Source organism: Nonomuraea cypriaca, assembly GCF_015645445.1.
Taxonomy (GTDB): Bacteria; Actinomycetota; Actinomycetes; order Streptosporangiales; family Streptosporangiaceae; genus Nonomuraea; species Nonomuraea cypriaca.
This window is the reverse complement of the sequence record NZ_JADOGI010000036.1, coordinates 40,180-64,179: the sequence shown is the minus strand read 5'-3', so window position 1 is coordinate 64,179 and position 24,000 is coordinate 40,180. Positions and strand designations below refer to the sequence as shown.

The following is a 24,000-nucleotide window of genomic DNA, read 5'->3' as shown; positions in this document are numbered from 1 at the left end:
ACCTCGGGGTGCTCCGCGGCGCGGTCGAGAAGTTCCGTGCGGTCGGTCTCGATGTCGTACAGCTCCCAGTCACCGGGATGGGCGCGCACGAGCTTCCACCGGCCATGGCGAATGGCCGCGTTGCCGATGTGCTCCCAGTACAGGGGCGCGTCCGGCATCGGGTCGCCGCGCAGGGCGGGCAAGATCGAGCGGCCCTCCCGGCCTGGGCCGGGATCGATCCCGGCCGCGTCGAGGATGGTCGGCAGGACGTCCACGAGTTGCGCCGGCGTGTGACTCACACCCGCCGGGATGCCGCCGTCCGGCCAGTGGGCGATGAACGGTGTCGAGATGCCGCCCTCGTGGACCCAGCGTTTGTAGCGGCGCAGCGGCGCGTTCGAGAGGTTCGCCCAGGTGGTGCCGTAGCTGGCGTAGGTGTCTTCGCCGCCGGGGGTGATGGCCGGTTCGTTGCCGGCGCGGACGGTCCCGCTTGCGAGCACCCGGTCCTTGTCCGCGAACCGGTCGCCGATCGGTAGTTCCTCGGCCGAGGCGCCGTTGTCAGACAGGAAGATGATCAGGGTGTTGCCGTACTGGCCGGAGTCCTTGAGCGCGTCCACGACCCGGCCGACGGCCCGGTCCATCGCGGTGACCTGCGCCGCGTAGACCTCCATGCGGCGGGCCTGCCACTTCTGGTCGCCGGTGCCGGCCCATGCGGGCTGGGCGGGGTCACGTTCGCTGAGGCGAGTGCCCGAGTCCAGGATGCCTTCGCCGGCCAGTCGTTTCAGGCGGTGTTCGCGCAGGACGTCCCAGCCTTCGTCGAACTTGCCGGCGTTGGCCTCGATGTCGGGTCCGAGGGCGTGCAGCGGCCAGTGCGGGGCCGTGAACGCGAGGTAGAGGAAGAACGGCCGGGCGGCCGGGTGGCGGGTGATCCACGAGGCGGCCTCAGCGCCGATCGCGTCGGTGTAGTAGAAGCCGGGGGCGGTCCTGGCGTCGTCGGCCGGGGTCTCTCCCCTGGTCAGCGTCTGCGGGTCGAAGTAGCTGGAGCAGCCGGCCAGCGTGCCGAAGAACCGGTCGAACCCCTTGCGGGTCGGCCAGGAGCCGTTCGGGGTCGTGGTGTCGGCGGCCAGGTGCCACTTGCCGCTGAGCCACGTCGCCCAGCCACGCGCGGCGAGGATCTCGGCCACCGTCCCGGCCCGCGGGTCGAGCGTGCCCGGGTAGCCTTCGGGCAGGTCGGGGCGGGTGAGTACGCCGATCCCGGTCTGGTGCGGATGCAGTCCGGTCAGCAGCGACGCGCGGGACGGGCTGCAGCGGGCCGTGTTGTAGAACTGCGACATCCGGGCCCCGGCACGGCCCAGGGCGTCGAGGTTGGGCGTGGCGATCTCGCCGCCGTAGCAGCCGAGATCGGAGAAGCCCAGGTCGTCGGCGAGGATCAGCAGCACGTTCGGTGGTCTCATCCGCGCAGTCCCGTCGTCGCGATGCCCTGCACGATCATCCGCTGGAAGACGACGAAGACGACCAGCATCGGGAGGAGCGCCAGCGTGCTCATGGCCAGCATCGCGCCCCACGCCGACTCCCCGGTCGCGTCCAGGAACGAGCGCAGCCCGAGCGGGACCGTGAACAACCCGGCGTCGTTGAGGTAGATGAGCTGGGTGAAGAAGTCGTTGTAGGTCCAGATGAAGCTGAAGATGACGGTGGTGACGAGCGCGGGCCGCAGCAGCGGGAAGATCACCGACCAGAACAACCGCAGGTGGTTGGCGCCGTCGATGCGGGCGGCCTCGTCCAGCTCGGCCGGGATCCCCCGGATGAACTGCACCATGAGGAAGACGAAGAACGCCGACACGGCGAAGAAGTGCGGCGCGGCCACCGGCAGGAACGTGTTCACCCAGCCGAGCCGGTTGAAGACGATGTACTGCGGGATGAGCGTCACGTGCGGCGGCAACATGAGCGTGGCCAGCATCATCGCGAACGCCACGCCGCGGAAGCGGAAGCGCAGCCGCGCGAACGCGTAGGCGGCCAGGCTGCACGACAGGGTGTTGCCGATGACGACGAGCACCGAGACGACGATCGAGTTGAGCAGGTAGGTGCCGAACGAGATCTCCGTCCCGGTCCAGCCGCGCACGTAGTTGTCCAGGGTGAGCTTTCCGGGGACCAGCCCGGGGTCGGCGAAGATCTCCGACTCCGGGCGCAACGAGGCCGAGACCATCCAGACCAGCGGGTAGAGCGCCACGATGGCGGTGGCGGTGAGCACGACGTACAGGGAGACCTTCACGCCCCAGCGCCGTACGGAGTCAGTCACCGTAGATCACCCATTTCCGGCCGAGCAGGAAGTTCAGCCCGGCGACGATGGCGGAGATGACCAGGAGCAGCCAGGCCATCGCGGCGGCGTAGCCCATGTCGAAGTTCGTGAACGCCTGCTGGTAGAGGTAGACCGAGTAGAGCAGCGTCGAGTCGAGCGGCCCGCCGGTGCCGCCGCTGATGATGAACGCGGGGGCGAAGGCCTGCAGCGACCTGATGAGCTGCAGGATCAGGTTGAAGAAGATGATCGGGGTCATCAGCGGCACGGTGATGCGCACGAAGCGCGACAGCGGACCGGCGCCGTCCACCTGCGCCGCCTCGTAGAACTGCACGGGGATCTGCCGCAGCCCGGCCAGGAAGATGACCATCGGCGCGCCGAACTGCCACACCTCCAGCGCGATCAGCGTGCTGAGCGAGTACGAGGGATCGGAGATCCACGACGCCCCTTCGATGCCGAGCGGGGCCAGCAGCTGGTTGACCAGCCCGTCCTCGCTGAAGATCCGCCGCCACAACACCGCCACGGCCACGCTGCCGCCGAACAGCGACGGCAGGTAAAAGACCGAGGTGTAGAAGGCGCTGCCGCGGATGCCCGCGTTGAGCAGCACCGCCACCAGGAACGCCAGCCCGAGCTCCAGGGGCGTGCCGACCAGCGCGTAGATGCCGGTGACGCGCAGCGACGTCAGGAGCGTGGCGTCGCCGGTGAACATGCGCGTGTAGTTCTCCAGGCCCACCCAGACCGGGTCGCTGAACAGGTCGAAGTCGGTGAAGCTGAAGTACAGCGAGGCGATCATCGGGCCGGCGGTGAAGGCGAGCATGCCGATCAGCCAGGGCCCCAGGAAGACCAGGGCCCAGCGGCCGTGACCTCGCACGTAGCGGCTCGGCCGCCGGGCGACGGGCGCCGATCGCGCGGTCGCGACGCGCTTGGACACGGCCGTGGTCATGGGGTCACGACCGGCTCTGCCATGGTCAGCTCGATGATCGAGTACGAGTTCGCGGTCAGCGTGATCGCCTGGCCCGGGTCGAGCACGACCTTCTCGGTACGCGGGGCCACGGCGTCCGGCTCGGCCAGGGTGTTGCCGCGCAGCGGGTCCTGCGTGTGCAGCCGGTGCACGCGTACCTCGTCGCTCGCCAGCGGCCCGCCGAGGTCGAGCGCGAGCCTCACGGGCTGGTCTCGGTCCCGGTTGACGACCGACACCCACACGGTCCGGCCGCCCGGGTCGGTGGTCGCGCTGACGTCGAGGGCGGGGAGGTCCAGCGGAGCCCGCTCCAGGGTCTCCCCCGGCACGGTGCCGCAGGTCACGTCGGCGGCCAGCGCCACGCTCCCGCTGTGGTGGCGCTGCATCCACAGCGGCCAGTAGACCGTCTCGTGCACGACCTGGTCCTCGGTCACCAGCAGCGCGCCCACGACGTTGATGGTCTGCGCGAAGTTGGCCAGCCCCACGCTGGTGCACCGGCGCTGCATGACGTTCAGGAACGTCGCCGCCGCCAGGGCGTCCACCAGGCGGAAACGGCAGTCGGTGGGCCGCCACTTGGGGCTCATCTCGTACCGGGTGGCGTCGGCGCAGTTCCACTCGGTGAAGGCGAGCATCGGCTTGGCCGTGCCGGGCTTCTCCCGCGCCACCAGGTCGACCAGGCCTTGGATCGCCTCGATCGCGAACTCGGTCCGGTAGGGGCCGGAGATCACGCGGGTGTAGTCGCCGCCCTCGGCATCGGGGTCGAAGGGCCAGTACGTGTGCAGGGTGAGGAAGTCGATGTGGTTCCAGGCCTCGCGCAGCAGCGGCAGGTTCCAGTCGATCGCCTTGTCCGGCTCGTACGAACCCACCGCGAGCACCTTCAGCCCGGGGTCGAGGCGTTTGATCGCCTTGGCCCACTCGCGGTTGCGGGCGGCGTTGCCCGCCGGGTCGAGCTGACCGAGCTCCCAGTGGCCCCACTCCTCGTTGCCGATCTGCCAGTACCGGACGTTGAAGGGCTCCTCGAACCCGTGGGAGCGGCGTAGGTTGGCCCAGTGCGAGTCGCCGGTGCCGTTGCAGTACTCCACCCAGGCCAGCGCCTCGCGCAGCGAGCCCGTGCCGGTCGTCAGGTTGATCTGCGGCTCCGCGCCGACGCGGCGGCAGAAGTCGACGAACTCCGCCGTGCCGAACCCGTTGCCCACGTCGTAGCCGAAGTGCCAGTCGACGGTGCGGCTGCGCTCGGGGCCGACGCCCCGCTCCCATTCGTAGGAGGTGCCCGTGCAGCCGCCGGGCCAGCGCACGACCGGCGTGGCCAGCTCCTTGACCGCCTCGACGACGTTGACCCGCAGCCCCGACTCGTCCGCGTCCGGGTGACCCGGATGGTGCAGGGCCTCATCGGCCACCCACCGGCGGCGCGACATGAACTGCCCGTAGATCTCGGGCCGGATGTCGCCGATGACGGTGCCCCGGAGCCGGAACGTCGCTTCGCTGCTCAATTGCTGAGAATCCTTTCCGCTTGGGTGAAGAACTCGGCCACGGCCTGATCGATGGTGGCCTGGCCGAATCCCACTGACTGGTTGGCCTTGACGATCGCGGAGTTCGCGGCCGACAGAACCTGGGCGGCCCCGGAGGGCTGCACCTGCACGGGAGCGAGGTCGCCCCTGCTGACCTCGTCGAAGACGTCCACGATCGCCTGGTCGCCGGCCTTCAGCTTGGGGTAGAGCGCCTTCCTGCCGGCCTCGTCCAGCGGGACGCCGCCCTGGATGCCGAGCGCCGCCGCGCTCTGGTCCGAGCCGGCGAGGAACGACAGCAGCTCGACCGCCGCCGCGACGGACTGGGACCTGGACGAGACCGCCCAGATCGCCACCGGCACCACCGTGGTGCCGAGCACGCCACCTTTGCTCACCGAGGGGAACGTGGTGAGCGTGATCTTGGCCTTGGTCAGCGCCTGCAGGGCGGCGGCGCCGCGGGCCGTCGGGATCTGCGAGAAGGCCGACTTGCCCTTGACGATCGGATAGTCCTGGAACCCGGCCTGCGCCGCGGTGTAGTCCATCGGCGGCGCGACGTTGCTCTTGCGCAGCCGGTCCCACAGGCCGAGCCACTCCCGTAGATCCGTCTCGTCGAAGCCCAGCCCGCCGTTCTGCGCGTACAGCGCCTTGCCCCGGCCGTTCATGTACGACTCGACGGCGACGACGGCCGCCCCGAAGTCGTTGGTGCCCCAGACCTTGCCCTTGCTCGCAGTGGCGACGGCGGTGGCCACCTTCTCGAAGTCCTCGAAGGTCCAGTCACTTTCCTGAGCTGTCAGCCCCAGCTCGCCCAGCAGGTCTGCGTTGTAGGCCATGCCCGGCTGGGTGATGCCGCCGACGAGGGTGAAGTAGGAGTGCCCGCCGAACTCGGCCAGGCCCTTCATCGAAGAGGGCAGCTTGTCCAGTCCCAGGCGCGCGGCGTGCTCGTCGAGCGGCCTGACCGCCTTGCGGCTGGTGTAGTCGCCCAGGAACGGCAGGTCGATCTGGAAGATGTCGGGCGGGTTGCCGCCGGCGACCCTGGTCGCCAGCTTGTCGAAATAACCCTCGTACGCGCCGTACTGGCTGTTGACCGCGATCTCTGGATGATCACGCTGGAAGATCTTGAACGCGGACAGCGTCGCCGCGATCTGGTCCTGCGTCCCCCAGAAGGCGACGTCGAGTTTTCCCTGCCGGTCGGCGCCACTCCCGCCGGCCGAGCAGGCCGGCAACAGGGCAGCGCCCGCTCCTGCCAGCCCGAGGCCGAACAGGGTCCTGCGGGTGAGGAGCGACCGAGGACCGTCGTCCATGACTGAGCCTCCTTGATCAGACAACCAGCCGTGAGTTATCTTTCAGTGGAAGATAAAGGGGCGGCCAGGTGCTGTCAACGGTCCTCACCACGGACCGGCCGGGCCGAGTGAGGAGTTGGACGGGGCCTGATGAGCAGTGTTAGAACCGAGGGCATGAACGAGCGGGCAGCGAAGCCCGAGAAGGGCCGGACCGGAACGAGACGTCCTCGCCCGGCCCAGCTCGGCGACATCAGGCAGCAGAACTACTCCACGATCATGCGCGAGCTGATGCACGCCGGCCCGCTGGCCCGCACCGACCTGGCCACCGCCATCGGCATGTCCACGGGCGCGGTGACCAAGCTGACGGCCGCTCTCGCCCGCGCGGGCCTGCTCACCAGGGCTCCCGAGGCCGGCCCGACCGGAGTCGGCCGGCCCAAAGTGCCGGTGGACATCGACGAGTCCACGTACGGGGTGATAGGCGTGCACTTCGGCCTGCACCGGACGATCACCTGCCTCATCAACCTCAAGGGCCGGTTGGTGGACGAGGTGCACGAACCGCACGGCACCACCGGGTTCGAGCCGGTCGTGCGCGGCGCCGCCGCCGCCGTCGAGCGCATGGCGGCGGCGCACCGGGTCGGGATCCTCGGCGTCGGCGCCAGCACCGGCGGATGGGTGGACAGCGCGTCAGGCCAGGTCGAGCACCAGCCGGTGCTGGGCTGGCGCGACGTACCACTGGCCCAGGAGCTGCGCGGGATGCTCGGTCTGCCCGTGGTCATCGACTCCCACGTCCGCGCCCTGGCGCTGGCCGAGCACTGGTTCGGCGCCGCGATGGGCGTGGACAACCTCATCCACCTGTTCGTCGGAAACGTGGTCGGGGCCGGGTTCATCTTCAACGGCCGGCCGTACCCGGGAGCGCGTGCCGTAGCGGGAGGCCTCGACCACCTCCCGGTGGCGGGGGCGTCCGGCGAGCAGTGCGACTGCGGCAGCCGCAGCTGCTTCAAGATGGTCGCCGGCGACCTCGAGGTGGCCCGGCGCGCCCGCGAGGCCGGGCTGATCGCCGACGACGGCGAGATCTACGACGTTCTCACCCTCGCCGCCGGCGGCAACGGCGCCGCACAGGCCCTGCTGCGCGAGCGGGCCGAGCTGGTGGGCAGGGCGACGGCCACCCTCATCGAGCTGCTCGACCCCGAGCTCGTCATCGTCGGCGGCGGAGTCAGCGCCCCCGCCGACCACGTCGCCGCCGTACGGGAGACCGCCCGGGCCAAGCTCGACGCCGACCGGTTCCGGGACGCCGGTTCCCTGATCCAGGCGAGCGCCTTCGGCCCGCACGCCGTCGGCATCGCCGCCGGAGCCGTCCTCCTGGACGCCGTCTACCGCTCCCCCGAGGTCTTCGTCCCGGCCCTCGCCGGCCACGAAGCCGCCCGCGCGATAGGCTAGGGGATCCATGTCCTGGTTCGGCCCCTGCTCGACGCTCGGGGAATGCCCGCGATGGGACGCTGCCACCAGCACCCTGACCTGGGTGGAAACCCGCCTGTTCGCCGAGATCCCTCCACCGGGCCGGCCGGACGGCATGGCGGTGGACACCGAGGGCAACGTCTGGAGCGCCATCGCGGGCGGCGGCCACGTCGCTTGCTTCTCCCCCGCAGGCACAGAACTGCACCGCGAGCCGATCCCCGTCCCTACCCCGACGAGCTGCTGCTTCGCGGGCCCGGACCGGGACCGCCTGATCGTCACGACCAGCAGGAAGCGGATGAGCCCCACCGCCCTTGCCGCCCACCCGGGATCCGGCCACACATGGGACGCGGGCCGGGTCGGCGCAACCGGCACCCCGCAGCTCCCCTTCGCCGGAACCCTGTCATCGCCATAGCGACTTGGGAGAACGAGTGTGGGCGGCCTGGACGAGGTCGGCGTGCCCCGTCCTCTGGATCGGCCGGTTCGTGCCCCGGTGCGTGAGGACCGGGTTGGCCGGGCCGGGCTCGAACGGGCCGCGCGGGGAGCGGGCGCGGGCGATCGACACGGCGTGTCCGCGTTCCGTGCCGCCTTCGGACATCAGGAGGTACCACCAGCCGTCCACCTGGTAGAGGTGTGGCGCTTCCGGATATTTCCCGCCGGTGCCGGACCAGACCGGGTACGGGCCTTCGAGGACCTTGCCCGCGACGGGGTCGATGCGGGCCACCTAGTTGCCGGAGAAGACGCGCCAGCAGGCGCCGTCGCCGTCTCAGGCCAGGTCGGAGTCGATGCCCGGCAGGTCGATCCAGAGCGGGTCCGACCATGGCCCTCGGCGCGCTCGGCAATGACGATGAAGTGGAAGATCGGCACGCCGGGGAAGTACTCGAAGCTGGAGCAGACCAGGTAGTAGTCCTCGCCCACTCGGCACACGCTGGGGTCGGGGTGGAACCCCGCCACCACCGGGTTGTCGTACAGGGGCACGTTCAGGTGTTCCCTTCTTGAGGATGCGAGTGCTGTCCCGCCCGAAAACGTTCACGTGTGTCTTGTCTTCCGTACGATGGTCAGCCCTTGAAGGCGCCGTCCATGATCCCGGCGACCATGCGCCTGCCGACGAAGACGAACAGCGCCAGCAGCGGCAGGGTGGCCAGGAACGAGCCGGACATGGCCAGGCCGAGATCGACGGTGAAGCTGTTCTGCAGCGCCTTGATGGCGATCTGCGCGGTGTACATCTCGGGCGACTTGAGCACGATGAACGGCCACAGGAAGTCGTTCCAGGAGGTGACGAACCCGAGCCGCTCGATCCTCAACAGCCTCATCGTGGCCGGCACGATCGGCGTGGGGCATGCCGTGCTGTGCTCGCTGGCCGGGTTCGCCTTCGCCAAGCTGCGCTTCCGCGGCCGCAACGTGCTGTTCCTCATCGTCGTGCTGACCATGACCGTGCCGACCCAGCTCGCCGTCATCCCCCAGTACATGATCATTTCTTCGCTGGGCTGGGTGGACACCCTGCAGGCGCTCATCGTGCCCGGCCTGGCCAGCGCGTTCGGCATCTTCTGGATGCGCCAGCACCTGGCCACCACGATCAGCGACGAGATCCTGCAGGCCGCCCGCATAGACGGGGCCACCACCTGGCAGGTACAGCGGGAACACGCAGGCCAGCGTGGCCGCGGCGAGCAGGAGATAGGTCCACCAGCGGACCCTGTCGGCCTTCTTCATCCCGGGCGGATGCGGGTGGACAGAATGTAGTTGAGCGCCGCAACGGCGATGATCAGCACGAACAGGGCCACGCCGATGGCAGCGCCGTAGCCGAACTGGAACTGGCCGAAGCCCTGCTCGTACAGGAAGAGCGTGAGCGTCTGGCATTGCCGGACGGGGCCGCAGGTGAGCGGCGCGGTACGGGAGACGAGCAGCGGCTCGGTGAAGATCTGCAGGCCACCGATCGTGGAGGTGACGACGGTGAAGACGATGACCGGCCGCAGCGACGGGATGGAGATCTGCCGGAACTGCTTCCACGCGCCGGCGCCGTCCACCGCAGCGGCCTCGTAGATCGTCCGCGGTACGGCCTGCAATGAGGCCAGGTAGAGCAGCGTGGTGTAGCCGAACCAGCGCCAGGTCACCATCACGGCGATCATGACGTGACTCCCCCACCCGGACTGCAGGAAGTCGATCCTGGAAGTTCTGCGGCTGCTGGACGAACTTCGGCAGGTCGTCGCCCTGAATGAGCACGAGGTCGGGCACCTTGCCGCCGGCCAGCGCCGTGGTCAGCGCCTGCGCGGTCTCCACCGAGGAGCCCACCTCGGTGAGCTTCACCTGCACGCCCGGATGGGCCTTCTGGTAGTCCTCAACGGACTTCTTCTGATTGATGCCGGTGAACGACCAGAACTCGAACGTTCTGCCGTCCCCTGATGACGGGGTGGCGGTGCCGCCGCCTCCGCAGGCAGCGGCTGTCAGGACGAGGGCCGCGGCGAGCACGACCGGTGCGATCTGATGGAACTTCAACGATCTCACGGGGTCTCTTCCGGGTTCAGGAGCGGAGGGCGGCGGCGATGGCGTGGTGGGCGGACTTCCCTTGTCGCGTACCGTCCTCATCGAACGTCTCGTTGACCACGTCCCAGTGCATGAGCTTGCCGTGGCCGATCCGAAGTAGCGGCTCGTTGCGGCGGCCCACGCGCCCAGCGTGCTGGCCGCGTGCGCCGGGGGTGTCATTCATGGCGACGATCACGATCCCCGCTCCAGCGGCAGCGGCAACGGTGGTGAGCCCTCGTCCGAGGGAGGCGGGATGAGGTTCATGCTGCGCTCCTTCAGATTTTCCCGCAGCCAGAAAGTTTCGTAGCACTCAACGATCGTTAATGCCCGGACCATATGTGTAGCTTCCGAAACTCGTCAAGAACCTGCTGGCAAGAAAGCTGAAATGAGCGATACGACCGTCCGAAACCTCCTCGCTAGACTGCCGCCATGACCACGACCGAAGACCCGTCCGCCGGCGGCACCGCCTCGTCCCGGCCGCTGACCATCGCGCAGCTCGCCGAGCTGGCCGGGGTGTCCACGGCCACCGTGTCGAAGGTCGTCAACGGGCGCTCCGAGGTCGGGCCTGAGACCCGCGCTCTCATCGAGCAGCTCATCCACGAGCACGGCTACCGCCCGCAACGGCGCCGTGCCACCTCCACTCCCCTGGTGGAGCTGGTCTTCCACGCGCTGGAAGGTGAATATCCCACCGAGATCGCCGCCGGGGTCGAGCAGGTGGCGCGCGAACACCAGCTCGCCATGGTGCTGTCCGAGCTGCAGCACCGCCACACGCCCGGCAAGGGCTGGATCGAAGGCGTGCTGAGGCGCCGCCCTACCGGCGTGATCGCCGTGTTCTCCAGCCTGACCGAGGCCCAGCGCCACCAGCTCGCCACCCGCGACATCCCCCTCGTCCTGCTCGACCCGACCGACGACCCCGCACCCCAGGTGCCCTCGGTGGGCGCGAGCAACTGGAACGGCGGGCTCACGGCCACCCGTCACCTGCTCGATCTGGGGCACCGTCGCATCGCCGTCATCACGGGCCCGGACTACGCCCTTGCCAGCCGGGCCCGTCTCGACGGCTACCGCACCGCTCTCGACATGGCCGGCGTCCCGGTCGACCCGGAACTGATCGGCCGGGGTGACTTCCTCATTGAGGGCGGCTTGGCGCAGGCCGAACGCCTGCTGCGACTGCCGGAGCCGCCCACGGCGATCTTCGCCTGCAACGACGGGCAGGCCACCGGCGTCTACCGTGCGGCCTACAAGCTCGGTTTGCGCATCCCCGACGATCTGAGCGTGGTGGGCTTCGACGACCTGCCCGCGGTCAGGTGGATGAACCCGCCCCTGACCACGGTCCACCAGCCGCTCACCGAGATGGCGGCGGCCGCCACCGGCATGCTGCTCAAACTTGCACAAGGAGAGCCTTTGGCGCAGCACCGGGTGGAACTGGGCACTGAGCTGATCATTCGAGACAGCACTGCTCCGGCTGCTGGTTAGCGTAAATTACTAAGGCTCGCCCGAAACTAAGCCTTGACAGCCTCGGCCGGGCGTGGCCTGCCGTCCGCGTTCCAGTGGACCTCGTCCGGCCCGCTGATCAGCCCCAAGCCCGACGCCACCCACGACATCGTCGCCGTCAAGGACCCGACCGTGGTCCGCCACAAGGACGCTGGCTCGTCTACGCCACCACCGCGCTGCGCGGCGGCGGCTGGAACCTGATGTTCACCAGCTTCAAGGACTGGTCGCAGGCCGCCTCCGCCCCGCACTATTACCTCGACCAGTCGGCCGTCGGCCCCGGCTACCGGGCCGCGCCGCGCCGCGCCGCAGGTGTTCTACTTCGCCCCGCAGAAGAAGTGGTACCTCGTCTACCAGACCGGACTGCCGTCGTACTCCACCACCAAGGACCCGTCCAAGCCCGAGACCTGGTCCGCACCGCGCAACTTCCAGGAGGAGATGCCCGACATCATCCGCGACAACAGCGCTCCGTCGCTATGTGAGCGCTGACATTTCTGCGTGACCCGGACGGGCTCGGCCTTGCACCGAGCCCGTCGCTTTAGCTCCACAGGTCCTGATCGCGTGCCGTGACAGCGCTCACCCGATTGGGCATACGCCTTTGCCATGAACGTCAGGAACATCCGAGCCGGACCCGTGTCACGCCATCAGCGCTGCAGTGTCAGCAGGCCCGGCCGGTAGGGCAGGAGGCCGTAGTCGCCGCCGGAGCTGGGGCTGCGTCCCTGGTAGAGCAGTTGCAGGTTGCAGGGATCGACGGTCATGGTCTGGTCGGCGCCGGTGCGGATCAGTTCGCCGTGGCTGATGTCGTTGGTCCAGGTGGCGCCGCTGTTGGCCTTGCCTGCGAAGGGGCTGCTCTCGGTGGCGGCCTGAGGGGTCCACGAACCGTTCAGGCTGGTGGCGGTGAATGAGCGGAAGTAGCGGCCCTGCGAGCCGATCGCCTCGACGATCATGAGGTATCGGTTCTGGCCCTGGAGCTTGTAGACCTGAACGGCTTCGAACAGGTTGTTCGTCGTGTCGCTCATGATCACCGTCGATGTCGTGCCGAAACTGCCCGGGAAGTTCCCGATGGGCATGCTGGCCCGATAGATCTTGCCGTTGTCCCCGGCGAAGAACAGGTACATGTTCGTGCTGTCACCGATGAGCGTCTGGTCGATGGGTCCTGTTCCGGAGCCGGAGATGCTTCCGGAGAAGAGCACCTGCTGCGATGACCAGCCATTCGGATTGGTGGGGTCGCTGGAGGTCCGGTAGGAGAAAGCGGTCCCACCCCACTGGTAGGCGAGCACCCAGATGTTCCTCGGCGCGAAGTAGAACAGCGTGGGCGCGACAGTCGAGGAAGACATCGCGTTCTGGCCGGCCGAGGCCATGTCGGACCAGTTGCTGAAGAGGCCGAAGTTCATCGAACCCCACCTCGTACCCGTGTCGTGCGTCGTCGCGTAGACCAGATGCCTGCCGTTGTAGGGGGCGACGGTGAAGTCCTTGAGCGAGACCCACCCCGACCTCGGGGTCGCCAGCGAGCCCGTCGATGTCCAGCGGTAGGTCGACGGAAGAGCGCACGTGCCGCCTGTCGGGTCGGGCGTGGGGGTGGTGCCGCCGCCGACCTGGACGAGCTGCCATTGCTGGTTGTTGCCGCCCCAGTCGTCGTACTGGACGATGTTGGCGCCGTCGGCGGTGGAGGCGCCCTGGACCTCCAGGGCCTTGTTGCTGTGGCGCGAGATGAACCTCACGTAGCCGCCCGCGCTGTCGGCCAGCCGCCACTGCTGATTGGCGCCGTTGCCGTCGGCCCATTGCACGATCGCGCCACCGTTGGCGGTGGAGAAGTTGTGGACGTCCAGGACCTTGCCGGAGTGGCGGGACCTGATGCGGTAGTAGCCGCCGCCGGAGTCGACGAACTGCCACTGCTGCTGGTTCTGGTTGTTCCTGGTCCACTGGGTGATGCGGCCGCCATCAGCGGTGGACAGGTTGTAGACGTCCAGTGCCTTGCCGCTGTTGCGATTGACCAGGACGTACCAGGCGCTGGTGTCCACGGTCGCCGCGGATGCGGAAGGCAAGGCGAAGGTGAGCAGGGTGGCGCTCAGTAAGGTCGCCAGAAGGGCGGCCAGCAGGGTACGCAGGCGATCGCGCCTGCCGATGGTCGGCATCATTACTCCTTCGATCATCACAGGAACCACCAGAGGCGGTCGTTGGAACCGGTGTCTTCGGCGAGTACGATCTGGGCGCCTTGGGCGGTGGAACCGCCGCTGACTCCGAGCACACGGCCGCCGTTGGCGCATTGGATGCGGAAGCACCCGTTGGCGCCGTACCGCAGCCGCCAACGGTGGTCGGCGGTGCCGTTGTCGGCCCACTGCATCACGCGGGCCCCGGCTGCGGTGGACATGTTCTCCACACCCAGCACCTTGCCGCTGTTGACGTTGCACAAGCGCACGGCGACGCCGTCCACGATGAGCACCCAGTCGTGGTCTGCGGTGCCGTTGTCCGTCCACTGCAGGGCCAAGCCACCGTCGGCGGTGGACATGTCCTGGATGCCCAGGGCGAGCCCGCTGGCCGCGTTGATCAGGCGGAAGCTCGCCGTGCCCGTACCGGCACCGCCGGTGTTCCAGTAGACGGTGTAGTTGTGCCCGTGGGCGTCGTAGAAGGGGCCCAGATTGACGGCCGCGGAGTTGGCGGTGGCGGTGAAGGTGAGGGCCGACGTGCTGGTCCGGGTGATGGTGGAGATGTTCAGCGCGGGCAGGGCCGACAGCGTGGCGTTGCCGTAGTCGCCAGACAGGACGACCGGCCCGTACGTGATCGCCGCCACGTTCGGGTTGTCGTTGGCGGCCTTCATGACCACCCGCATGGGCAGCCGGACGGTGATGGTGTCGCCGGAGGTCCAGGACCGGGTCAGGGTGGCGTACGTGCCGGGGGCGGCGGTGATGTTCTGCTGGACGCCGTTGACGCTGATCGTGGCGCCGCCGGTCCAGGCCGGGATGCGGATCCGCATCGCCCACGACCCGCTGACGTCGCCCGTGACTCGCAGCGTCGTGGTGTCGCTCGCCGGATAGGACGTCGTCTGAGTGACCGTGATCCAGCGCTGGGTCCAGGTCAGCACCGACGGGGTGAACAGGTTCACGGTCAGGGTCGTGCCGTTGTGGAAGTAGATCGCGTCCATCAGCTTGGTGTTGATCTCGACGCCGGTGCCCTGGCAGCACCAGAACGAGTTGTAGTCGGTGCTGTACGTGCCGCCGCCCCACGCCGGGCCCACGCCACGGCGGCCACCCGGCCTGAGCGGGGTGAAGTAGGTGACGTGCCCGTGGCCGTCGGCCGGGTTCTGCGCGCCGAGGATGTGGTTGAGCAGCGCCTGCTCGTAAAAGTCCATGTATCGCACCTGGTCGGGGCTGAGCGTCCACAGTTCCCGGGTCAGCTTGAGCATGTTGTAGGTGTTGCAGTGCTCGCAGGTGTCGTTGGCCAGGTGCGCGCCGATGGCGTTCGAGGCCCGGAAGTGGGCGTTGGTGTACGTGAAGGTGCCGCGGGACGGCTCCGTGGCGTCCCACTTCATCTCGTTCTCGGGGGTGACGCTGTTGAACTCCCGGTTCAGGATGGTCACGTACGTGCTGTCGCCAAGCTTGCCTGCCGCGACGGCGGCGCCGAAGTAGCGGCCCTTCTCGGCCGCCGACGCGCCCAGCGTCGTGGCCGCCTGGGCGGTGTCGCCGAACACCACCGACATGGCGGCGGCGATCAGCGCCACGACGAGCAGCGACACCGTTGTTCTCGCCGACCGCCCGGGCAGGAGACGCAGCCCTGCCCACCTCGAACACTTCATCATTCATGTCCTTCGGGATCGGGGCACCATGGAACCGGACGCCCGCGGTGCGGGGGATTTGTGTCGTCGATGCGGGCAAGCGGGGCTCAGCCTACTGTTAGCGCTAACATCACGCCGCCGACGACCTGCCGGACGGCAGTGCCGCAACTGTGACGGCAGTCACCGCACCCCTCACCCCCCGGGGCGAGGCGGATGTGGGCGTTAGCGTTAACATTCTTCCCTCGCTCCTTAACATTCGCTCTCACTGTCGCCGCCGAGGATGTGTGCATAAGCGTGTTGCGGCGGAGCTAACACCAGGAACGCTCGCAAGTCAAGAGCCTCACATCGCAGCGCGCCGACGGCAAGGACTGTTAGAACCGCTACTATTTGGGCTTTTACCCTATTTGCGACAGCCAGCCACCGATATGCGCCGTGAAACGTTCGCTGCCGCTCGATCGTAACGATCTCTCCGAAGTTTGTACGTTGTGGAAGGGGCTCAACCCCAACCGATCCAAGTCGCCCCATGCTAGGGGGGAGCATCGCGTACGAAACTTTCGGACTATGTTGACAACTTTTGTATCGCCTTCTCATACTGAAGGCGCCTCAAGGTCGTGGCCATGACAAGTTAGCGCTAACAAATCCCGGGCACGGGCATCCCCGCCCGGTTCTGACCAGCCGATGAAGGGCGGACGATGAGACGGGACCCCAAGAAGCTCACCGCCATCGGCACGGCGGCCATTGTCGCCGCTGCGGTTACAACCTTGCCATGCTCATGGCGCCCGTGCCACGAGCGTCGGCGCCACTCTCACGCAGGTGCCCGACTTCGGCTCCAACCCCGGCAACATTCAGATGTACGTCTACGTCCCCGGCAATATGGCATCCCACCCGGGCATCCTGGTGGCGATGCACGGTTGCAACGGCGACAAGACGCCACAGCAGTGGGGTGACCTGGCCCGCAACGCCTACCCGGGCTACACGGGACCCCGGCCGCGGGCGATGCTGTGGCACGGCACCAACGACTCCGTGTTGCCTTACGAGATGCTGCAGAAGGAGGTCGATCAGTGGACCAACGTGTGGGGACTCAGCCAGGCGCCCACGTCCACCGACACTCCGCAGTCCGGGTGGACCCGGCGGCGCTTCGGCTCCGGGCAGGTCCCGGCGTTCTCCTCCTTCCAGCGTGCGCACACCACCGCCCAACTCGCCGACCGACGGCGCACGGGAATGAATCTCCTCCACCGAGGATCCGTCCGGACGATGGCGTCCCCTCAGGAAGCACAGCCGACAACACCTCGTTTCTCCGAGGATCAACAGGTGATAGAGGAGAAGCATGGCGGAGCTTGGCCGACTCGAATCGGTACTCTTACGCACCATCTGGTCCAACGAGGCCAAGGACTTCACCCCGTGGCTCGCCGACAACCTCGATGTTCTCGGCCAGGCCGTCGGGCTCGCGCTCGAACTGCGGCACCGGGAGTATGCCGTCGGCCGGTACGCTCTCGACCTCCTGCTCCAAGACGCCCAAGGGCGCGTCGTCGTGGTCGAGAACCAGCTTGAGCAGACCGACCACGGACACCTCGGACAGCTGATCACGTACTGCGCCGGCGCCCAGGCCGAAGTCGTGATCTCCACCCAGCACGCGAGGGGCGGCCGGGGCGCAGATCCGCATCGGCAACCGCAGCGCGGCGAAAGTGTTCGTGACGGTCAGGTAGGCCAGGCGAAGGAGCACGGCCGATCATCATGCCGCACGCGCTTCCGTCTCCTGGTGGCCGGACCTCGCGCACGCCACGCGAAGCCCTCACATGGTCATGACCTGGGCGGATGTAACTATCGGCAGGCGCAGTGCGGTCAGCCCCGCGACAGTCGAAGGCCGGACGTTCGAAGCGGACGCGCTGCAGCGAGGTGAAGTTCGTTCGCTGAGGGCCTTTACTTGCCTTTCCAGGTATGCGATGTCTTGTCGCCGAAGGCACGGACCGCCGCGGCGAAGTCGTCGCTGCCGAAGACCGCCGACACCACGTCGTCGTCGTCGACCATCAGACGGCGTCGCATGCGGCGTAGGAGTTCCTTGCTCGCCCACATGGTAAGCGGCGCGTGGGCGAGCAATCGGACAACCGTAGCGGTTACCCGCTCGTCCAGCTCAGGAGGGGTGGTCACCTCGGCCAAGAAGCCTGCGGCGTGCGCTGCAGACGCAGTGAGGAAATCGGCGCGCAGCAGGAGATCCAGCGTGCGCGCTGGTCCGATGTGGTGAACCAGCAGCGACAAGGTGTTCGCCGACAGGCAGTTGCCCAACGTCCTGGCGATCGGCACCCCGAATTGGGCGGTGTCATCGGCGATGCGCAGGTCACACGCGGCGGCGATGGCGAGCCCGCCACCGACGCAGTATCCCCTGATCACCGCAAGGGTCGGTATGTTGACACCCTCGAGGCGGTTGACGATCTTGGTGATGTGGGCTTCGTAAGCGATTCCGTCGGCACCGGAGGAGAACGCCGTGAACTGCCCGATGTCCGTTCCGGCGACGAACGACTTTGCCCCGCTCCCGCGAAGCACCATGACGTTGACGTCCGGGTCGTTGTCGGCCTGCTCACAGGCGTCATACAGACCTTCGTACATGGCCCACGTCATGGCATTGCGCGCCTCGGGCCGGTTGAAGGTCACGTTGAGGACGCCGTCGGCCTTGGCAACCAGGAGTTCGGCGGAGTCGCCGGGTGGGGTGGGCCCGCCTTGGGCGGCCATGCTCATTCCTTGCTGCCGGAACTGCCGGAACTGCCGGACCTGGAGGCGGCGGTGATGTCCGCCATGCCGATCTCCGCCAGAACCGAGCGCGTGTGCTGGCCCAGGGACGGTCCTGCGTTGTCGCGGCGAGCCGAGGTGGCCGACATGCGGATCGGTGACCCGAGCTGTCGCACCTTACCCAGATCGGGGTGGCGGGCGTCCCAGAAGTAGTCGCGCTCGGTGAGATGAGAATCGGTGAAGACCATGCTGTAGTCGGCGATGGGTGCGCACGGCACTCCCTCGGATACCCAGGCGCTGACCAGGTCGTCGACGGTCCGGGTGAGCGTGGTCTGCTCAATCGCGGCGATCAGTTCTTCGCGCAGCGCGATCCGGGAGTTGCTCGTCGCATACCTCTCGTCGGCCAGCAGGTCCTCGCGCCCCAGTGCTGTGCAGAAGCCGATCCAGGTCTTCGGTGTGATGGCACCGACGGTCACTCCTCCGTCCCTGGCTCGGATGGCTTGGTAGGGGGCCTGGCTCTGATGGGCGCTGCCGGTCCGCCGGCCGATCTCGCCGGTTGCGAAGTATTTGCCGGCCTCCCAGACCGCGAAAGATACGCCGGATTCAAACAGGGACACGTCGATGTGCTGTCCTTCGCCGGTTGCGTCGCGGTGCCGCAGCGCCGCGGTGATGCCGAGTGCGAGGTACAGCCCGCAGACCAGGTCACAGATCGGCACGCCGACCTTGACCGGGCCGGATTCGGCGGTGCCGGTGATCGACATGAGCCCGGATCGAGCTTGGGCCATGATGTCGAGGCCGGGCAACGTCGACAGCTGCCCGTCTTGCCCCCATCCCGAGCCTGAAGCGTAGACCAGCCGCGGGTTGAGCTCCTTGAGCGCGTCCGGGCCGAAACCGAGACGTGTCATCGCGCCAGGACGAAGGTTCTCCACAAGAACGTCGGCCCGCTCGGCGAGCCTGCGGAAGGCTTCCTTGCCATGGTCGCTTTTCAGGTCCAGTGCGACCGACTCCTTGTTCCGGTTCAGCCGGATGAAGGGCGAGCTCTCACCGTCCAGGAAGGGGCCCGTCGCGCGGGTCGGATCCCCAGACTGCGGCGGTTCGATCTTGATCACCCGCGCACCGAGATCAGCCAACTGCATCGCGGCGAACGGGGCCGCCATGAAGACGCCGACCTCGAGTACGGTGACTCCCGCCAGTGAGGCGTGGTTCATGAGTCCTCCTACCGTGCCGGAGCCGCAGAGGGTGTTTCCTGCGTGCGACCCGACGTTACAAGTGTTGTAGACAATATTTAGTCGTTAAGCGCATCAGGTACCGGCGAGCCTGCCTAGCTGGTCCGCCGCCCGGGTCAGAGAGCTGATCCTTTGCGGTGACCTGCCTCCTGGCAGCCGTCTGGGTGAAGCCGAACTCTCCGAACGCTTCGGCGTGAGCAGACCGTCGTTGCGCGAGGGTCTGCGCTCTCTGGGGACCGAGGGGTTGGTCGTACAGATCCCCAGGCGTGGCACCTTCGTGCGGACGGTCACCCTGCAGGACGCATACGAGATCTTCACGCTGCGCGAAGAGCCGGAACGAATGGCGATCCGCCTCGGCGTGCCCGTACAAGACAACATCGCGATGGGCCGGTGCCGCAGTGCCATGGACCGGCTGGAGGAAGCCGCCACCACAGGCGACTCCGCTGGGGTCACTGAAGAGGGCTTCGCCTTCCATCTGGCCTTGGTCGGCGGCGGCCTGGGCCCGCAGGCCGCCGGCGCCCTCCCCGTCAAGTCGGCGCAATCCCGGGAGGGCACGTTCAGCTCGGGCACACGTTGTGCTCACAGCCAGCCGGGCACCACCAAGATGATCCAGGTAGCGAGCGGAGCGAGGAGCACCATGCTGAAGCCCCACCGCATGAGTCCCTTGTAGACGGCGTCTCGCTTGTCCTCCGGCGAATTCGCGACGACAAGCGCGCCGCTGGTCGAGAACGGGCTGGAGTCGACAACCGAGGAGGATATGGCCAGGGCGGCGATGAGACCGACCGCTCCGACGGCACTACCACCGGTGAGGAAGGGCACAGCGAGCGGGATGAGTGCGCCGAGAATGCCGGTGGTGGAGGCGAAGGCGGACACCGCGCCCCCGATCAAGCAGATGATGAACGCGGCCAGCAACGGAGCGCCGATGGTGGCGACCTCATTGCCCAGCCATTCGATGGTGCCGATGCTCTCCATGACACCGACGTACGTGACGATGCCGCACACCAGCAGCACTGTGGGCCAGGCGATCTGGTTGACGCTGTCCTTGGCGGACGCCGGTGAGACGAGCGACAGGATCGCGGCCACGGTGATGGCGACCAGGCCGACGTTGAGGTCGAAGAACAGGGCACCGACGGTCAGGACGACCAGGCCGAGCAGTGTCAGGATCCGGTCACGGTCCAAGGCGATGGCCGTTCCTGCCGCGCCGTGCGGCGCGATCGTCGCAGTCGCGGCTCTTCCGCCCGACGATCCCGAGCCCGAGGTGGCGGCGAGGGTTGTGCCGCCTGGGCGGGCGGTGCCCCTACCACTTTCGGCGGTCTCGCCACCGGTGTCATCGACACGGCGGCCGAGCAGCTCACGGCCGCCCCAGAGGAAGAAGACCACCAGGCTGATGGCGAGGTTGAACAGGAACGAGGCCAAGAACAGCAGCGTCGGGTTGCCGGGCAGCCCGGCCTTCGCGACCACGCCGTTGGTGATGCCGCCGAAGATGCTCATGGGCGAGAAGCCGCCCGCGCTGGCCCCATTGATGATCATCAAGCCCATCATGAGCGGGTTGATCTTGTAGCGGGCGGCGAAGCCCATTCCTATCGGGGAAATGATCGCCACTGACGCCGGCACCACGGCGCCGATCGCGGTGAGGCAGGCCGTGACCAAGAACATGACCCACGGGATCAGGCCGATGCGGCCGCCCACCGCGCGGATGGCGGCATGGACGAGCCAGTCGACGGTTCCGTTGTTCTTGGCGATGGCGAAGAGGAATGTGACGCCGGCGAGGACGACGAACAGGTCGCCGGGAAAGCCGGCGAAGATCGCGTCGGTCTTCTCCCCGACGTCCGCTCCCGGGAGCACGGAGATGCCCAGGACGAAGGCAGCGACGATGGCGAGGGCGCCCAGGTTCACGGGCCGCACCGTGGCCACGAGGAAGATCCCGGCGAGGACAAGGATTGAGATGACTTCTACGGACAAGGAAGCCTCCCGGATCGGGGGGGAAGGATCTGTGGATCGTTATGTGCGGGGCCTGCCCCGCTGTCCCCGGCGCCAGGGAGTTGTTTCCGGAATGTGAAATCAGGATTCCGATTTGGTGAGTATGTGCTAGCTCACATCCAGCGGTCAAGCCCACTGCGTGATCGCGAACGTCGCCCCGACTGTTGATGCCGCAACCTTTCTTGCGAGATCCGTTTCGCGCATCGCGCCAGCAGCCGACGTCGAGAGGTACGCCGACGATGACGCCCCGGTCGCCACTTTTCGCAGGTCCCTGGCCTGACCAATCGTCCCGGCCGGTGTTGCGCGCCCATGGCGGTGCCGATCGGCGACCACCCTGGTCCAATTTCCGCCGAGCACGGTCGGGAGATTTGCTAGGCCATCACACGAGATCCACTCGTCCGGGCGTGATCCACCCTGCGTCGGGTGCCGGCGTCCGGCAGGGCGTGGCCGGATGATTCTGTCTGGACCGCGTTCAGGCGAATTCTTGGATCAGCCGTACTGCGGCCGCCTGGAGATGGGTCACGACTCCGGGGATCGATGCGGAGGTGATCCGGCCTTCAGGGCCCGAAACGGAGATCGCGGTCAGTGTCGGCGCGCCTACGACCGGGACGGCGAGGCAACGGACACCGGTCTCCTGTTCGGCGTCGTCGATGGCATAACCCCGGCTCCGGGTACGGTCGAGTTCCTTCTCGAGGACGTCCGGGTCGGTGATGGACCGTGTGGTCGCGGCGGGCATTCCGGCGCGGAGCACGATCTCGCGTGCCGTCTCGGGCGGGAGCTGCGCCAGCAGCGCTTTGCCGACGCCCGTGTCGTGCAGAAAGACGCGGCGTCCCACTTCGGTGAACATGCGCATCGAGTGCCGGGAAGGCACCTGCGCGACGTAGACGGCCATATCGCCGTCGAGCATCGCCATGTTGGCCGTCTCACCCACCGTCTCCACGAGATCGGCCAGCACCGGGCGGGCCCATGTGCCCAGCTTGCGTGAGGCGCTTTCCCCCAGCCCGATCAGGCGTGGTCCCAGGGCGTAGCTTCGGGAAGGCAACTGGCGAACGTAACCCGAGTCGACGAGCGTTCGGATGATGCGGTAAATGGTGGGCAGGGGCAGGCCCGAGCGGGCGGCGAGCTGACTCAGGGGCATCTCGCCACCGCCGTCGGCCATCAGCTCCAGCAGGCCGAACGCGCGATGCAACGCCTGTACACGGTTGGGAGAACCCGGATCACGCGACATGCCCTGCGTCCTCCGGTCGCCGCTGTTCATATTGCACCGAAGCGTAACGTATGCCGGATGGCAGCGGAGCCCCGGATGCAGAGAGCACCTGACGGCCGGCCCAGGCGATGACGGCCGCCCGATGCGATCAATATCGCAGTGAGGCTCCAGCGCGTGAGCGGCGCGAACACACGGTTTCGCCGACCCCGGAGAGTCGGTCACGACGATCGTGAGGCGTTGAACCGGGCATGCGGGTTTCCCTCCTGGGCTGCGGCAATCGAGAGTGATTTTCCATGATATGGAAAATTATTTCCTCTTTGACGTTCGCGGCAATCGACAGCTAGGGTTCGTATAGCGGTATTTACTTTCCGTATTGCGGAAAATGGGGTGTCGGCCAAGAGTGGCCGAGAACCGAAGGGACTCTCATGAGCTATGCCGGCGGCCGTCACTTCCTCCAGATTCCGGGCCCGACGAACGTGCCCGACTCGGTTCTCCGGGCGATGTCGGCACAGACCATCGACCACCGGGGTCCGGAGTTCGCCGAGCTGGGCCGTGCGGTGCTGGACGGGGTCAAGCCCGTCTTCGGCACTCAGGGGCCGGTTGTCATCTACCCGGCTTCCGGCACGGGAGCGTGGGAGGCGGCGTTGGTCAACACCCTGAGCCCTGGGGACCGGGTGTTGTGCTTCGAGACGGGTCACTTCGCCAGCCTGTGGCAGGAGATGGCCACCGCTCTCGGGCTCGAGGTCGACTTCGTGCCCGGCGACTGGCGCCACGGCGTGAGCCCCGAGGTGGTCGCCGAGCGGCTCGAGCAGGACACCGGGCACACCATCAAGGCCGTGTGCGTTGTGCACAACGAGACCTCGACCGGCGTCACCAGCCGCGTCGCGGAGGTACGGGCCGCCATCGATGCGGCCGCTCACCCCGCGCTACTCCTGGTCGACACCATCTCGTCGCTGGGATCCATCGACTACCGGCACGACGAGTGGGGTGTCGACGTGACGGTTGCGGGCTCGCAGAAGGGCCTGATGCTCCCGCCGGGGCTCAGCTTCAACGCCATCAGTGAGAAGGCGTTGAACGCATCACGCTCCGCGCGGCTGCCCAAATCGTTCTGGAACTGGCAGCCCATCCTGGCGGCCAATGAACGCGGCTTCTTCCCGTACACCCCGGCTACGAACCTGCTCTACGGCCTGCGTGAGGCGTTGCGCCTGCTCAACGCCGAAGGGCTCGACGCCGTGTTCGCGCGCCACATCCGGCACGGGGAAGCCACGCGTGCCGCCGTCAACGGCTGGGGACTGGAGGTGCTCTGCGCTGACGAACGCGAGTACTCGAGCTCCTTGACCGCGATCATGGTGCCGGAGGGGCATGACGCCGACAAGATCAGGGCGATCATCCTCGACCGTTTCGACATGTCTCTGGGGGCGGGTCTCGGCAAGCTCTCCGGACGCGTCTTCCGCATCGGGCATCTGGGGAGCTTCAACGACCTGATGCTGGCCGGGACGCTCGCCGGGGTGCAGATGGGCCTGACGCTCGCCGGAGTGCGGATCGACCCCACCGGCCTCAACGCGGCGCTCGATCGCCTGCAGTCGCTGTGAAGGACACGACGATGAGCCCGAAAGATC

General features: G+C 67.6%; 25 protein-coding genes and 1 pseudogene. 8 read left to right on the top strand and 18 right to left on the bottom strand.

Annotation, left to right across the window (positions count from 1 at the left end; genetic code table 11):
* From ITP53_RS14830 to ITP53_RS14810, 5 genes are all read right to left on the bottom strand, one after another.
* Positions 1–1,430 (bottom strand): arylsulfatase (locus ITP53_RS14830; protein WP_195895949.1); only part of this gene is annotated, 1,430 nt, incomplete at its 3' end.
* Complete coding sequence (locus ITP53_RS14825) at positions 1,427–2,272, bottom strand: carbohydrate ABC transporter permease (protein ID WP_328814517.1); 846 nt, start codon at positions 2,270–2,272, stop codon at positions 1,427–1,429. The genes ITP53_RS14825 and ITP53_RS14830, both read right to left, overlap by 4 nt.
* Complete coding sequence (locus ITP53_RS14820; protein ID WP_195895948.1) at positions 2,265–3,212, bottom strand: carbohydrate ABC transporter permease; 948 nt, start codon at positions 3,210–3,212, stop codon at positions 2,265–2,267. The genes ITP53_RS14825 and ITP53_RS14820 overlap by 8 nt, the downstream gene beginning before the upstream one ends.
* The gene (locus ITP53_RS14815) at positions 3,209–4,717 is read right to left on the bottom strand and encodes an alpha-L-arabinofuranosidase C-terminal domain-containing protein (protein WP_195895947.1); all 1,509 of its coding nucleotides are present in this window, start codon (positions 4,715–4,717) and stop codon (positions 3,209–3,211) included. Before ITP53_RS14815 ends, ITP53_RS14820 begins: the two co-directional genes overlap by 4 nt.
* Positions 4,714–6,033, bottom strand: coding sequence for an ABC transporter substrate-binding protein (locus tag ITP53_RS14810; RefSeq protein ID WP_195895946.1), 1,320 nt, complete (start codon positions 6,031–6,033; stop codon positions 4,714–4,716). Before ITP53_RS14810 ends, ITP53_RS14815 begins: the two co-directional genes overlap by 4 nt.
* Positions 6,034–6,162: 129 nt before the next feature.
* Between ITP53_RS14810 and ITP53_RS14805 the strand changes: the two genes are divergently transcribed.
* A complete protein-coding gene (locus tag ITP53_RS14805; protein WP_195895945.1) occupies positions 6,163–7,449 on the top strand; it encodes an ROK family transcriptional regulator in 1,287 nt (428 codons plus the stop codon).
* A gap of 7 nt (positions 7,450–7,456) precedes the next feature.
* The gene (locus ITP53_RS14800) at positions 7,457–7,879 is read left to right on the top strand and encodes an SMP-30/gluconolactonase/LRE family protein (protein ID WP_195895944.1); all 423 of its coding nucleotides are present in this window, start codon (positions 7,457–7,459) and stop codon (positions 7,877–7,879) included.
* Here ITP53_RS14800 and ITP53_RS56030 read toward each other — a convergent pair.
* From ITP53_RS56030 to ITP53_RS14790, 3 genes are all read right to left on the bottom strand, one after another.
* The gene (locus tag ITP53_RS56030) at positions 7,868–8,179 is read right to left on the bottom strand and encodes a family 43 glycosylhydrolase (RefSeq protein WP_407941243.1); all 312 of its coding nucleotides are present in this window, start codon (positions 8,177–8,179) and stop codon (positions 7,868–7,870) included. The genes ITP53_RS14800 and ITP53_RS56030 overlap by 12 nt on opposite strands.
* Complete coding sequence (locus ITP53_RS61070; RefSeq protein ID WP_407941242.1) at positions 8,062–8,421, bottom strand: family 43 glycosylhydrolase; 360 nt, start codon at positions 8,419–8,421, stop codon at positions 8,062–8,064. Before ITP53_RS61070 ends, ITP53_RS56030 begins: the two co-directional genes overlap by 118 nt.
* 101 nt (positions 8,422–8,522) lie before the next feature.
* Positions 8,523–8,768: a carbohydrate ABC transporter permease gene (locus ITP53_RS14790; protein ID WP_207755976.1), complete on the bottom strand. Its 246-nt coding sequence runs from the start codon at positions 8,766–8,768 to the stop codon at positions 8,523–8,525.
* Between ITP53_RS14790 and ITP53_RS14785 the strand changes: the two genes are divergently transcribed.
* Positions 8,740–9,204, top strand: coding sequence for a carbohydrate ABC transporter permease (locus tag ITP53_RS14785; protein WP_328814509.1), 465 nt, complete (start codon positions 8,740–8,742; stop codon positions 9,202–9,204). The genes ITP53_RS14790 and ITP53_RS14785 overlap by 29 nt on opposite strands.
* On the opposite strand, the gene ITP53_RS14780 is transcribed toward ITP53_RS14785, so the two are convergent.
* The 3 genes and pseudogenes from ITP53_RS14780 to ITP53_RS14770 all read right to left on the bottom strand — a co-directional run bounded on the left by ITP53_RS14780 (position 9,171) and on the right by ITP53_RS14770 (position 10,168).
* Positions 9,171–9,590, bottom strand: a complete 420-nt coding sequence (locus ITP53_RS14780; RefSeq protein WP_236050816.1) for a carbohydrate ABC transporter permease — start codon at positions 9,588–9,590, stop codon at positions 9,171–9,173. The genes ITP53_RS14785 and ITP53_RS14780 overlap by 34 nt on opposite strands.
* A 112-nt stretch (positions 9,591–9,702) precedes the next feature.
* Positions 9,703–10,047: pseudogene (locus tag ITP53_RS14775) on the bottom strand (hypothetical protein); the annotation flags it as partial.
* Positions 9,983–10,168 carry a hypothetical protein gene (locus tag ITP53_RS14770; RefSeq protein ID WP_195895943.1) on the bottom strand — a complete coding sequence of 62 codons (186 nt, stop codon included), beginning with the start codon at positions 10,166–10,168 and terminating at the stop codon, positions 9,983–9,985. The gene ITP53_RS14770 and the pseudogene ITP53_RS14775, both read right to left, overlap by 65 nt.
* A gap of 245 nt (positions 10,169–10,413) precedes the next feature.
* On the opposite strand from ITP53_RS14770, the gene ITP53_RS14765 reads away from it, so the two are divergent.
* From ITP53_RS14765 to ITP53_RS56020, 3 genes are read left to right on the top strand one after another with little or no spacing between them, the layout of a single operon-like run.
* Complete coding sequence (locus ITP53_RS14765) at positions 10,414–11,457, top strand: LacI family DNA-binding transcriptional regulator (protein ID WP_195895942.1); 1,044 nt, start codon at positions 10,414–10,416, stop codon at positions 11,455–11,457.
* Positions 11,458–11,490: 33 nt separating this feature from the next.
* On the top strand, positions 11,491–11,676 hold the full coding sequence (locus ITP53_RS56025) for a hypothetical protein (protein WP_207755975.1): 186 nt from the start codon (positions 11,491–11,493) through the stop codon (positions 11,674–11,676).
* A gap of 48 nt (positions 11,677–11,724) precedes the next feature.
* Positions 11,725–11,961, top strand: a complete 237-nt coding sequence (locus tag ITP53_RS56020) for a non-reducing end alpha-L-arabinofuranosidase family hydrolase (protein ID WP_328814522.1) — start codon at positions 11,725–11,727, stop codon at positions 11,959–11,961.
* A gap of 155 nt (positions 11,962–12,116) precedes the next feature.
* On the opposite strand, the gene ITP53_RS14755 is transcribed toward ITP53_RS56020, so the two are convergent.
* From ITP53_RS14755 to ITP53_RS14735, 5 genes are all read right to left on the bottom strand, one after another.
* Complete coding sequence (locus tag ITP53_RS14755) at positions 12,117–13,607, bottom strand: non-reducing end alpha-L-arabinofuranosidase family hydrolase (protein ID WP_195895941.1); 1,491 nt, start codon at positions 13,605–13,607, stop codon at positions 12,117–12,119.
* A gap of 17 nt (positions 13,608–13,624) precedes the next feature.
* The gene (locus tag ITP53_RS14750; protein ID WP_207755974.1) at positions 13,625–15,265 is read right to left on the bottom strand and encodes an RICIN domain-containing protein; all 1,641 of its coding nucleotides are present in this window, start codon (positions 15,263–15,265) and stop codon (positions 13,625–13,627) included.
* Positions 15,266–16,604: 1,339 nt separating this feature from the next.
* Positions 16,605–16,967 carry a hypothetical protein gene (locus tag ITP53_RS14745; RefSeq protein WP_195895939.1) on the bottom strand — a complete coding sequence of 121 codons (363 nt, stop codon included), beginning with the start codon at positions 16,965–16,967 and terminating at the stop codon, positions 16,605–16,607.
* Positions 16,968–17,164: 197 nt separating this feature from the next.
* Positions 17,165–17,971, bottom strand: a complete 807-nt coding sequence (locus tag ITP53_RS14740; RefSeq protein WP_195895938.1) for an enoyl-CoA hydratase — start codon at positions 17,969–17,971, stop codon at positions 17,165–17,167.
* A gap of 2 nt (positions 17,972–17,973) precedes the next feature.
* On the bottom strand, positions 17,974–19,176 hold the full coding sequence (locus ITP53_RS14735; RefSeq protein ID WP_195895937.1) for a CaiB/BaiF CoA transferase family protein: 1,203 nt from the start codon (positions 19,174–19,176) through the stop codon (positions 17,974–17,976).
* Positions 19,177–19,285: 109 nt separating this feature from the next.
* Between ITP53_RS14735 and ITP53_RS14730 the strand changes: the two genes are divergently transcribed.
* Positions 19,286–19,864 carry a GntR family transcriptional regulator gene (locus ITP53_RS14730; RefSeq protein WP_195895959.1) on the top strand — a complete coding sequence of 193 codons (579 nt, stop codon included), beginning with the start codon at positions 19,286–19,288 and terminating at the stop codon, positions 19,862–19,864.
* Here ITP53_RS14730 and ITP53_RS14725 read toward each other — a convergent pair.
* Both ITP53_RS14725 and ITP53_RS14720 read right to left on the bottom strand, forming a co-directional pair.
* On the bottom strand, positions 19,774–21,156 hold the full coding sequence (locus tag ITP53_RS14725) for an SLC13 family permease (RefSeq protein WP_195895936.1): 1,383 nt from the start codon (positions 21,154–21,156) through the stop codon (positions 19,774–19,776). The genes ITP53_RS14730 and ITP53_RS14725 overlap by 91 nt on opposite strands.
* Positions 21,157–21,646: 490 nt before the next feature.
* Positions 21,647–22,432: an IclR family transcriptional regulator gene (locus tag ITP53_RS14720; protein WP_328814501.1), complete on the bottom strand. Its 786-nt coding sequence runs from the start codon at positions 22,430–22,432 to the stop codon at positions 21,647–21,649.
* Positions 22,433–22,806: 374 nt separating this feature from the next.
* On the opposite strand from ITP53_RS14720, the gene ITP53_RS14715 reads away from it, so the two are divergent.
* Positions 22,807–23,973: a pyridoxal-phosphate-dependent aminotransferase family protein gene (locus tag ITP53_RS14715; protein WP_195895935.1), complete on the top strand. Its 1,167-nt coding sequence runs from the start codon at positions 22,807–22,809 to the stop codon at positions 23,971–23,973.
* The last annotated feature ends 27 nt before the right edge of the window (positions 23,974–24,000 follow it).

Coding starts and splice junctions, on each gene's coding strand:
- ITP53_RS14810 (WP_195895946.1), bottom strand. CDS start 6,033: ATGGACGACGGTCCTCGGTCGCTCCTCACCCGCAGGACCCTGTTCGGC.
- ITP53_RS14715 (WP_195895935.1), top strand. CDS start 22,807: ATGAGCTATGCCGGCGGCCGTCACTTCCTCCAGATTCCGGGCCCGACG.
- ITP53_RS14800 (WP_195895944.1), top strand. CDS start 7,457: ATGTCCTGGTTCGGCCCCTGCTCGACGCTCGGGGAATGCCCGCGATGG.
- ITP53_RS14755 (WP_195895941.1), bottom strand. CDS start 13,607: ATGCCGACCATCGGCAGGCGCGATCGCCTGCGTACCCTGCTGGCCGCC.
- ITP53_RS14820 (WP_195895948.1), bottom strand. CDS start 3,212: ATGACCACGGCCGTGTCCAAGCGCGTCGCGACCGCGCGATCGGCGCCC.
- ITP53_RS14735 (WP_195895937.1), bottom strand. CDS start 19,176: ATGAACCACGCCTCACTGGCGGGAGTCACCGTACTCGAGGTCGGCGTC.
- ITP53_RS14720 (WP_328814501.1), bottom strand. CDS start 22,432: ATGAACAGCGGCGACCGGAGGACGCAGGGCATGTCGCGTGATCCGGGT.
- ITP53_RS14765 (WP_195895942.1), top strand. CDS start 10,414: ATGACCACGACCGAAGACCCGTCCGCCGGCGGCACCGCCTCGTCCCGG.
- ITP53_RS14750 (WP_207755974.1), bottom strand. CDS start 15,265: ATGAAGTGTTCGAGGTGGGCAGGGCTGCGTCTCCTGCCCGGGCGGTCG.
- ITP53_RS14805 (WP_195895945.1), top strand. CDS start 6,163: ATGAGCAGTGTTAGAACCGAGGGCATGAACGAGCGGGCAGCGAAGCCC.
- ITP53_RS14770 (WP_195895943.1), bottom strand. CDS start 10,168: ATGAATGACACCCCCGGCGCACGCGGCCAGCACGCTGGGCGCGTGGGC.
- ITP53_RS14740 (WP_195895938.1), bottom strand. CDS start 17,971: ATGGCCGCCCAAGGCGGGCCCACCCCACCCGGCGACTCCGCCGAACTC.
- ITP53_RS14780 (WP_236050816.1), bottom strand. CDS start 9,590: ATGATCGCCGTGATGGTGACCTGGCGCTGGTTCGGCTACACCACGCTG.